The 6,322-nt window shown below is 47.8% G+C and carries 6 protein-coding genes; 3 read left to right on the top strand and 3 right to left on the bottom strand.

Translation table 11 applies throughout. The features are described from left to right. Positions 1–70: 70 nt before the first annotated feature. A complete protein-coding gene (locus tag EHW56_RS08880; protein ID WP_152795086.1) occupies positions 71–1,009 on the bottom strand; it encodes a LysR family transcriptional regulator in 939 nt (312 codons plus the stop codon). A gap of 153 nt (positions 1,010–1,162) precedes the next feature. Between EHW56_RS08880 and EHW56_RS08875 the strand changes: the two genes are divergently transcribed. From EHW56_RS08875 to brnA, 3 genes are all read left to right on the top strand, one after another. Continuing rightward, positions 1,163–1,687, top strand: a complete 525-nt coding sequence (locus EHW56_RS08875) for a phosphoribosyltransferase (protein ID WP_152795084.1) — start codon at positions 1,163–1,165, stop codon at positions 1,685–1,687. A gap of 866 nt (positions 1,688–2,553) precedes the next feature. Beyond that, positions 2,554–2,820, top strand: coding sequence for a BrnT family toxin (locus EHW56_RS08870; protein WP_152795082.1), 267 nt, complete (start codon positions 2,554–2,556; stop codon positions 2,818–2,820). After that, positions 2,807–3,049 (top strand): type II toxin-antitoxin system BrnA family antitoxin, encoded by a 243-nt coding sequence (gene brnA, locus EHW56_RS08865; protein ID WP_077484198.1) that lies wholly within the window; start codon positions 2,807–2,809, stop codon positions 3,047–3,049. Before EHW56_RS08870 ends, brnA begins: the two co-directional genes overlap by 14 nt. 481 nt (positions 3,050–3,530) lie before the next feature. Here the strand turns inward: brnA and EHW56_RS08860 are convergent, their stop codons facing one another. Further along, positions 3,531–4,679, bottom strand: coding sequence for a DUF3103 family protein (locus EHW56_RS08860; RefSeq protein ID WP_152795080.1), 1,149 nt, complete (start codon positions 4,677–4,679; stop codon positions 3,531–3,533). Positions 4,680–5,056: 377 nt separating this feature from the next. Next, positions 5,057–6,277, bottom strand: coding sequence for an arginine deiminase (gene arcA / locus EHW56_RS08855; RefSeq protein WP_077667369.1), 1,221 nt, complete (start codon positions 6,275–6,277; stop codon positions 5,057–5,059). Positions 6,278–6,322: the final 45 nt, after the last annotated feature.

Raw genomic sequence — 6,322 nt, 5'->3', positions numbered from 1 at the left:
GCCGACCAAGATCAGCTTGGTGGCCAAACAGAAGCGCTGTCTCATGAATCCCAGTTTCTTAGAAAAGGTTTTAGCCGCAGGCATACCGGCGATGGTTGAAAAATAAACACTCATGCGCTCGCCCTGAACTAAATCGCCTTTGGCTTTCGATAGACTCAATAAGATGCCCTTTGATACGAACAGCCCATTTCTTTGCTATATAAGAAGGCTGAAAGGCTAAAAAAAACTGAGTTTCATTCAAAGGTTCGTCAAAAATATGAAATTTTTGGTGGTTGGTTTCTTTTATAAAGTACTCTGGCAAGATACCAATTCCAGCGTCTGCGACGATAGCCTGGTAGATACCAAAACTGTTGTTGATAACCTGCATGTTTTTATGATTAAAGAAGTTTCTATCATACTGATGGAATAGTTGCTCCCAAGTGTTACTTTTTATTGCGCTTCTCACTATCAAGCGATGATCTTCTTTAATATGACTAAAAGTGAAAACACTATTTGATTTAGCGTAGGATTGACTACAAAACAATAGATTTTTTAATGCTATTAATGGGATATACTCCAATCCGGTCTCATCGGTTTTGTTGCGGATAGAAAAGTCAAAACGGCTTTGTTTAAGGTCGATAACATTGTCGGTTAAATCCAAATTAACGATTAACTCATCCGTTTCTAACTGCGATAACGCAGGTGTGAGCAATTTAATGCCAAAGTCAATCGGAGCCGTGATTTCCAGCTTAGTCCTGCTTTTGCTTAGCTGAGTATCAGAAACAACTTGGTTAAAGTTTCGTTCAAGAACTATGTACTCTTGATACAAGCTCTTCCCTTTAGTAGTTAACTCAACCTTGCTACCTTGTCCTCTCACAAAGAGCTTAAACCCCAGTTTCTCTTCCAAGCTTTTGATTTGATAACTGATAGAGGACTGTGATATTGACAGTTCATCCGCTCCCTTTGAAAAGCTAAGGTTCTTCGCAACAGCGGAAAAGTACGGTAAATGGCTAGCGAGGTGTCTTAGCATCGAAAATTTAGATATTTTAATAGAAAAAATCTATTTTATCTGTATCTGACTCTTGAGGCAATATGCATTAAAACAAAAAGCTAACGCCTCTCCTACGATTTCTTGAGGTGATTAGTCTCACCATAACACCAGTGTATGTAATGAGGATAAGCGATGAGAAACAAGCATATTGGAGAGGTTGTTTTAAATCAAAGTCAGATCAAGGCAGGCGTAAGTCAGGTAGCAGGGGATCTGAATCAACGCTTTAAGAACCAGAGCGCAGTTATTATCACAGTAGTACCAGGAGGCATACTTTTTACCGCCGATTTAGTACGAGAAATCACATTTGATATAAGCATGGACTACATTTCCTGCCCCCACACACCGGGAGATAAAAACAATAATTCTGCTATCGTATTTCATCAGAACATAGAGTTAAAAGCGAGTAATGTCATTTTAGTTGATGACGCTATTGAGTCTGGTGGGACGATGAAACGTATCGCACACTATCTGAATGAACAGTTCGAGTTACAGTCATTATCTATAGCAACACTGTTTGTAAAGCCCGGTCGAGTTGATATACCTGAAGTCCAGTATCATGCCTATGAGATGGAAAACGATGATCTCCTTGTCGGATATGGTTTGCCATGGAAAGATAAGTTAAGGAATGTTCCCTATGTATCAAAACTGCTCCGATGAAAATACGTAAGAAATATGAGCACACAAAAGTAAAGCTATGAGCGTTGTGGCTGCCCCAAACTGGCCACGGTGTTAGATCGTGTGAGAATAGAGATCCGTTCAGCAGAATCAGAGCAACCAAATTCAACAAGTACGGATCGATAGTTTTGTCACGACTTCTGTTCAGGGTTCGAGTTTCGTATGCATTCCCACGCGGGAGCGTGGGAACGAGTAACACCACCGACGTTAAAGTACGCGTAGGTCGGCATAAGCGCCTTCTCGATCGCGCAAGCTTGGTGTGATTTCCGCCGCGCGCCCGTTGCACGGCGCCATCGGACATTAAAGCCAAAGATTAACCTCGATGTTAAATTTGGCGCCAAAGGTGACAGGCGCCCAGGCGGCATAGTGCATCATAGTTGACATCTTGCAGGGGCTTGTGTCACCTACGCCAATGGCACCATCGATGTCTAAATTTTGTCATTGTAGTAGCCAACTAATATTGGCCACGGTGTTAGAGCGTGTAAGAACAGAGATCCGTTCAGCAGAATCAAAGCTACCAAATTCGACAAGTACGGTTCGATGGTTTTGTCACGACTTCTGTTCAGGTTTCGAGTTTCGTATGCGTTCCCACGCGGAAGCGTGGGAACGAGTAAACCAAAATTGGCCTCGGTGTAAGAGTGTGTGAGAACAGAGATCCGTTCAGCAGAATCAGAGTAACCAAATTCGACAAGTGCGGCTCGGTAGTTTTGTAACGCTTCTGGCTTGGTTCAAATCCCGTATGCATTCCCACGCGGGAGCGTGGGAACGAGTTTAGCGGCGAGCTCGGCTGAGCTGTTATCTCTTGCTAGTAGGTTGCACAGTATGCAAAAAGAGTATAATTTTTACTCATGGGTGGATTTGAATTCGATGAGAACAAAAGCAGGTTAAATGCGACGAAGCATGGAATTGACTTCCAAACCGCGCAAGGTTTGTGGGACGATCCTTATCTTATTGAAATTCCTGCCAAGACAAGCGATGAGCCAAGGTATGTGGTGATCGGCATGTTAAACGGTAAGTATTGGTCTGGCGTAGTCACATATCGTGGTAACAATATTCGGATCATTTCTGTCAGGCGTTCACGGAAAGCGGAGGTGAGCTTATATGAAAGCGCATGAATTTGATGCCAAGTTTGAGAGTGACGATGACATTGTAGATGATCTTGCTCTATCGAAAGCTAAGCGTCCAAGACAAACCCAGAAACGGGTGAACGTGGACTTCCCCGAGTGGATGTTAGCCTCCTTAGATCGTGAGGCTAGCCGGGTGGGCGTAACACGTCAGTCAATCATTAAAATGTGGTTGGCAGAACGGCTGGAAAATGTGTCTCATCATCACACATCCGAATAACCGGCGTATAAACGCGCTAATGCCAATCACCGCTACAAGTTGTTGACCTGCTTGCTCCCGCCTTCATTCTCCTCTCAATGAATACACTATGACGCGCGTAAAAGTGTTGGTTAATACACTTTTATGCGCGTAAAAATGTTGAAAGCTGCATTTTTTTGCACATTTCTGTGTAATAAAAAGTCAGTTAGATAGGCACTTAAACTAGGGGAGCTAGATGAAACGATCACTTCTTTTATAAGGCTTGCCAAGTATGACGGGGTCCGAGCGTGTAAGAACAGAGATCCGTTCAGCAGAATCAGGGCAACCAAACTCGACAAGTTCGGCTTGAAGATTTTGTAACGATTTCAGTTCATGGTTCAAGTCTCGTATGCATTCTCACGCAGGAGCGTGGGAACGAGTAATAGAGATCCAGGGCAGTAAAGTCACAGTGAAAAAACGCAGCCCCACGGCTGCGTTTTGGCTTTCTATCTCCAGTCCATCATTACTCTGTCGGTTCGATGGTCAGTGGTTCCCAGGTGGCGGTGGTGTTGCCGCCGGCGCTGGGGTGGTCGCGGTATTCGCGGCCTTTGAGTAGGGTGTAGTAGACATCGACAAAGTCATCATCGTTGGTGAGCCAGCCGTCGGGGATGGCTTCAATGATTTTGCCGGTGATTTTGGTGACCACGCGATAGGCTTGCACTTCTAAATCTGGGATTGCTGCCAGGATGTCGTTCGCCACTTCGTTAAGTTTCAGCGCCAGCTCTTTGTAGTTGGTGCCGTCGTCTTGCTCCATTAAGATCACGTCTGCCGCGCCCCAACGATAGCGGTCCCAGTGGATCATTACCTGATTAGGATGATAGGTGGTTTGGTCGTAGTCTAAATAAGGCATATCGACGATATCGAGCGTGGGTTCGTCTCGGCTAGGGTTGACGCCGGTGACAATCGCATACACTTCTGCCGCACCGGAGATCCACGGTTCTTGATCGTCTTCTAGGCGAATAGTTTTTAGCACCGTGGTATCAATCGGCTCCGCGGGCCCTTGTGCCATCATGCGCGCACTTCGGCGCATCCGCGGAGCAGGGTTCTGCTCGGCCAAGGTGCGACGCATCACTTCCAGACCGGCTTTAAGAGACGTTTTACCATTGGTATCCACCACCAATACCGGGCGGTCTGGCATTTGATAGACGTCTAGCCAATGGGTGTTGCCTTCGATATCAAATGCTTCGATTTGGGTCCAGGTCTTTTCATCGCCTGCCGGTTCAAAAGCAAACAAAGGCGCTTGGCCGGCCTGCCAGCGCGCCAGCATACTGGGGTCGGCTAAGCGTACTTCGAGCAGTTGGTCGGCGACGTCTTCGACGCCTTGCGCTTCACGCAACGCACGGTCAGCGCTGTGTAGCTGAGTATCCAGGCTGCGTTTGCTGCGTGAGCTGCGCGCTTCAGGTTTTGTCAGTGCCGACAAGGGGGCATTTAAGCCATAACTATTAATGTTGCGCTTTAGCGTTGGGGCGATTTCCGCATAGTCTCGGCTAAGCTGTTTGGCGGTGTCGCGCTTGACTGTGACCACTCGGTTATCTGCATTGCCGGCAAAAGCGGGGGTAAAAGTGTGGGTAAAGCCGACTAATAGCAGCGAAATCAGTATTTTCTTATTCATCGCATGTCCTCTTGTGTACTTCAACTGACGTTAGCGGACTAACGTTTGTATAGTGCGATGTCTCTGTCCTAACACGCTATGTGTAAAGCGCCGAGGTGAGAGTACCGTTCACAAAAAACGTGTCACCTTGTGGCGACGTTAATTATTTCTGGTACTAGAGTAAATGCTCACTCATCAAAAAGTATGACAGTAGAATGAGGCCTCTTAACCGATTCTTCGGCCGAGCTTTAATAACATCCTGATAATGATGAAGAAGTGATGATGCGGCTTAAATTTCGGTTGGCGGGCGTGAATGTAGGAGTTTGCCAGTAAACATAACAGTAGACGGTAAAATAAAGCCGCTGGCGAGGCAGCGGCTAACGTTGAACCGGAGAGCCTTAGATACCGTCGCGCTCGAGCGGACAGCTCATACAGCGCGCGCCACCACGGCCACGACCTAGTTGGTCACCCGGGATCGAGAGCACCTTGATTCCGGCTTTGTCGTATTTCTCGTTGGTGTAGGTGTTGCCTTCATAACCAATCACCACCCCAGGTTTGACCGTGAGCACGTTGTTGGCATCGTTCCATTGTTCGCGCTCAGCAGCATAGCTGTCACCGCCGGTGGTAATGATGTTCAGCGGGCCAACGTCGAGTGCTTTTTCAATCGCGGTAAGGTAGCAAGACTGCGCTTCCACGTTAAGGCTGTCTTCGCCTTTGCGAGTTAGGCGCCAGCATGGCAAGTCGGGGCGCATCACAGTGGGGTAGACTGAGAAGGTGTGCACGTCCATGTGGGTCATCACCGTATCTAGGTGCATGCACGAGCGGTTTTTCGGCAGTTGCACGGCAATCACTTCTTTGGCTTGGCCACTAAACAGCAGGCTGCGTGCCAGTTGCTCAACCCCTTGTGGGGTGGTGCGCTCGGACATACCAATTAACACCGCGCCGCGGCCAATAACTAGCACATCGCCGCCTTCAATCATGGCGTTGTCGTAGTCACGTACTTCATCGCCGAGGTAATTAATAAACGGGCTATCGGCAAATTCAGGGTGCCAGCGGTAAATGGCACGTAGGTGGTTGGTTTCGCGTTGGCGCGCCGACTTGGCCATGGGGTTGAGTGATACGCCGCCATACACCCAGCACGAGGTGTCGCGGGTAAATAGGTGGTTAGGCAGTGGCTCAATCACAAAGTCGGTCTTATCATGCATGGCCTGCATCATCGAGGATGATTGCACGGGCAAGTCGATATAGCTTAAACCGCCAAGTAGAATGTCAGCCAGGGTGTTGTGGTCAATGTCCGCCATATAAGCGCGTACATCACTGGCGAACTGATAACCGAGACGATATTGATTGAGTTGGGTGTCGAGCAGCCATTGCTTGGCTTCTGGCACCGCGAGGGTTTCGACCAGTAAATCGTGAAGTAGGTAAACGTGTACGCCTTGGTCGGTCAGTGTGCGGGCGAACATATCATGCTCTTCGCCTGCGCGCTCAACGGCCAATACATCATCAAACAGCAGTTCATGGCAGTTAGATGGCGTCAGGTGGTTCAACGCTCGTTCAGGGCGGTGAAGCAGTACACGCTTCAGTTGCCCAACTTCGGATCCAACGTAAAACTCACTCATGGTAGGTCCTCTTTTTCCTTAATACGGGCCAGGTAATGAGACAAA

It is taken from the genome of Salinivibrio sp. VGrn1 (genome assembly GCF_009377995.1).
GTDB lineage: Bacteria > Pseudomonadota > Gammaproteobacteria > Enterobacterales > Vibrionaceae > Salinivibrio > Salinivibrio siamensis.
The sequence above is the reverse complement of the archived record's forward strand: the minus strand, read 5'-3'. Positions and strand labels throughout refer to the sequence as shown.